At 60.9% G+C, this 4,034-nt stretch carries 3 protein-coding genes; 1 reads left to right on the top strand and 2 read right to left on the bottom strand.

The window, feature by feature from the left end:
- The coding region (locus SMC5_RS01060; protein WP_165848909.1) for a KH domain-containing protein at positions 1–588 on the top strand (588 nt) is incomplete at its 5' end.
- Positions 589–670: 82 nt separating this feature from the next.
- Here SMC5_RS01060 and SMC5_RS01055 read toward each other — a convergent pair.
- Positions 671–2,878 (bottom strand): hypothetical protein, encoded by a 2,208-nt coding sequence (locus tag SMC5_RS01055; protein WP_119119239.1) that lies wholly within the window; start codon positions 2,876–2,878, stop codon positions 671–673.
- On the bottom strand, positions 2,868–4,034 hold a 1,167-nt coding region (locus tag SMC5_RS01050), incomplete at its 5' end, for a CTP synthase (protein WP_243624930.1). The genes SMC5_RS01055 and SMC5_RS01050, both read right to left, overlap by 11 nt.

Raw genomic sequence — 4,034 nt, 5'->3', positions numbered from 1 at the left:
GAGGAGATGTTCCCCATCGTCATCAAGCTCGGCAAACCGATCTTCCTCGTCGTCAACAAACTGGACCTGGACACGGCCAAGCGCCACGAGATGGTGGCTGCTCCCTTCGTGGAGAAGCTTCATCCGACGGCTGTCTTCCACGTTTCGGCGGCGACCGGCGCAGGGGTCACACCACTAGTAAAGGCGACCATCGACGCAATGCCCGTCGGCGAGCCCTATTTCGACGACAAGACCCTGACGTCGCACCCGATCGAACTCATCGTTGCTGACACCGTGCGTGAACAGCTGTTCAGCCGCCTGCAGGACGAGCTCCCTTATTCGACGGCAGTCGTCACGGACGACATCACGGAGTCCCCCAAAGGTATCCGCGCCATGGTCAGCGTGTATGTCGCCAAGGACTCTCAGAAGGGCATGATCATCGGCAAGGGCGGTGAACTCATCGCGACCATCAAGGAAGTCGCCCGCAAGAACCTTGTCCATTTCCTGGGCGAGCGGGTCGAGCTCGACGTCCGCGTTAAGGTCGAGAAAAACTGGAACCGCAAGCTGGTGACCATGAAACACTTCGGACTGGCGGTCAGCAAGAAGTAGCCTGTCCATCCTCAATCGAACACACAAGCGCCGGGTTCACGCCCGGCGCTTTTCCATACTGTATCTCTGGCGAACAAGCCGTCTACGACAGGCCGACGCTGGCCGCGATAGCTTCGCCTTCGATAAGGTCCGCAGGCTCCATGACAATCGTCCCTCCGGTCACGTATTTGACCGTTCCCTTGCGCGCGACCAGTTCCTTGAGTTCCCAGGGGAAGTTGAGTTCAATGGCACTGACGCCCCGGAGGAAATCCGAACGCATGCTGAACCGGACTTTGTCGCCCTGACGCTGCATGCGCACGGAAAGTTCGCCGAACGTAGACTGCAGGCCGTGGACGTCGATACCGTCGCCGGCAAACAGCTCGGGGATCGGCACCGGGATGATGCTCAGGTAGGTGCCGCGTTCGACAAAGATGAGGCTGGTCAGCAGCTCGAGGGCGAGCGCTGTGGCGACGGCGCTGTGTCGTGGACCGGCGAGAGCTCTCCTCGTATGCAGGTCGATGTAGTCAGGGAGGGCATCGGACACCCCGAGCTGCTCCAGGCCCTCCTGCATCAGACCGTATGCCCCACTCTCACGGCGCAAAACCAGGGCTTTGGCACACAGCAGTGACAGACGGATATCGCCAAGCGAACCGAGTGAGGGGTTTACGACGAAGCCGTCGCGCAGCCAATGTTCGGCGATCCAGCTCATGGTGCCGGTCAGGATGGACTCCTCCGTGCCATGCGCACCAAACAGGGCATAGGCCGCAACCGGCGCTATGTCGGCAAACGTCGGCTTGCCAGGGCCGACATGAGTGTCAGCCGCATCCGCCTGTTTGAGCAACCGCAGCTGGAGGTCGTCACACTGCCTGAGCCGTGTATCGTCCTTCTCGGAAAGCATGCTCTGATAGCTCTCGATAGCCTTGCCCAGCACCAGATGCAGTACGGGGCCGGAACGCCGCAACGGTCCCAGCAAGCCGATGGCGACAGGCTCTACTGTTGTCTGCGACTGGCTGAGCCAGGTGACGAACTGGTCCACGACGGGAAACAGATGTCTGCGGAGCTGTACTTGGCGCGCCACCTTCAAATGCCAACCCAGAGTGATGACAAAGCTTGCGTACGAAAACAGTGCATCCGCCGACAGAGCGGGCCCTGGGGGCAATTGCTCCGCATAGGAACGCAAGAGGCTGGAAGCCGTGTCGACCTCTCCCACACGGTCATACGCCTCGACGAGCGCCGGCAAGGCAACGGCATCGAGGCCACCCTCGAACGCCGAGGCAGCGGCGGCTTCAAGGGACGAAAGGTGGAGCAGCTGGTTGGCAGCAAAACGGTTGAGGCGCTCGTCGCCCGTGCGATATCCTACATGCTTTTCCTGCGTCGCGGCGATCCGGTGCTCCTGCTCAAGGATCCCGGCGCTCTGTCCAAGGAGGAGCGTGAGTTCCTCAGGTTTGTAGACGCGGTCCTTGTCGACGAAGAAGAAGAACGTGACCTCGGTGTCACCGCCAGGCTCGAGCTGGTGATCGAACGCAAGCCGCAGCTGCATGAGCCCCGTCGACGAGACGACTTCACCACCGGCATCGGCTTCGACCATGCTACCAGCCCGGGGATCATAGATGGTGACTTTGGTCCTGGTCGGCCGTTCACAGGCAAAGGCGACGCGCTGTCCGTTGAGCATGATGAGGTTCTCACGGGAGAAGCTGAACCGTTCCAGACTCGTGATACCCACCTCGTCGAACGGCTTGATGAGGAGAACGAGCGTCACGGCGTGAAACTGGTCGCTGGTATTGCGCAGTCGGAACGTGACCTGAACGAAGGGAAGGTCCATCAATCCATGAGGAAACGCACTCCTGGTCACGGTCAGTTCGGGCGCCGTCATGACGATGCGGTGGATGCCGTCTTCGAAGGAAGCCATCGTCGCCCTTGGATCATACGCTGCGGAGGAGCAGACTTCACGTCCTTCCACCTGCGCCATGTAGTCGATGGTGGCAGGTACCAGCGTCAGGATGAGTGTGCCGCATTCATCCGCCCGAACGCCCTCGGGATGACGGGGCAGGCCCAGCTGTGTCAGACGCTCGCCGGTCAGATTGTCCCATGATGGGATACTCCCGGTCTTGCCGGCAAGCTGTATCTGCAGGTAGCGTGGCAGCTCCTCGGGTTTGAACAGCGCCGAGGCTGTCTGTGTCAGCACCGTTCGCAGGCGTGCTTCGGATTCCGTGCGCACCTGTCCCGCGCCGCCGATGACCTGCAGCCGGTCCAGCACGTCGCTCACAGCCTGGCTGACGGGGACAGTGCGGGCCCGCTTTCTACCCATCATGTGCAAGCATGGCCTTCACAAACGCCACGAACAGGGGACCGGGCTGGAGTGGCTTGGACGAGAGCTCGGGGTGAAACTGGACACCGACGAAGAACGGATGATTCTCGAGTTCGAGGGCCTCGACCAGGTCTTCCTCCGGATAAACAGCAGCGACGCGCATGCCATGTTCTTCGAAGGCTGCACGGTAGTCATTGTTGAACTCGAAACGATGGCGATGACGTTCGGAAAGCGTGGATGCCCCATAGGCCTTTTCCACCCTGCTCCCCGGTGTGATGGTGTTCTCGTAGACGCCAAGCCGCATGGTCCCGCCCAGCTTCTGTACACCCTTCTGCGACGGCATGAGGTAGATGACAAGGTCCTTGGCATCGGGCTTGAACTCCTGGGAGTTCGCGTCCGCAATGCCAAGCACGTTCCGTGCAAACTCGATACTGGCAACCTGCATACCCAGGCAGATACCCAGGAAGGGCAGATTGTGGGTACGTGCATATCCCGCAGCCAGGATCATTCCTTCGATGCCGCGTTTTCCGAAACCGCCCGGGACCAGGATGCCGTCATATTTGCCCGCGTCCAGCAGGCGTACCCCCTGCTTCTCGACGTCTTCACTGTCAACCAGGTCGATGTGCAGGTCACACCCGGTCGCCCATGCGCCATGGTGAAGCGCTTCGCGGAGGGACAGATAGGCATCATTCAGTTGAACGTACTTGCCGACGATGGCCAGCCTGCGCGGTGTCTTCGCCTGGTCGATGGTCCACGTGAACCGCACCCAGGGCGTCTCGGTCTCGGCCGCGCGGGGCGCCATGCCAAACGCAGACAGGACGAGGTGGCCGACACGCTGTTCCTGCAAGTAGTTTGGGACCTTGTACACGGAGCTCAGATTGGGCAGCGAGATGACGTGATCGGCGGGGACACCGCAGAACAGGGCCACTTTGCGCTTCTGCTCGACCGGCAGTTCCTTTACCCCGCGGGCCACGACCAGCGTGGGCTGGATGCCGATTTTGCGCAATTCGCCGACGCTGTGCTGGGTAGGCTTGGTCTTGAGTTCGTCTGTGGTCTCGAGATAGGGGACGTACGTCAGATGAGCGAAGATCGAGTTGGCAGGATCCTCGGCCCAGAACTCGCGGATGGCTTCGAGGAACGGCAGGCCTTCGATATCACC

The sequence above is a fragment of the Candidatus Cryosericum odellii genome, assembly GCF_003570935.1.
Lineage (GTDB): Bacteria > Caldisericota > Caldisericia > Cryosericales > Cryosericaceae > Cryosericum > Cryosericum odellii.
The sequence above is the reverse complement of the archived record's forward strand: the minus strand, read 5'-3'. Positions and strand labels throughout refer to the sequence as shown.

What these genes read in the sequence shown, in the direction of transcription:
- SMC5_RS01055 (WP_119119239.1), bottom strand. Translation starts at nt 2,878, where the DNA reads ATGATGGGTAGAAAGCGGGCCCGCACTGTCCCCGTCAGCCAGGCTGTG.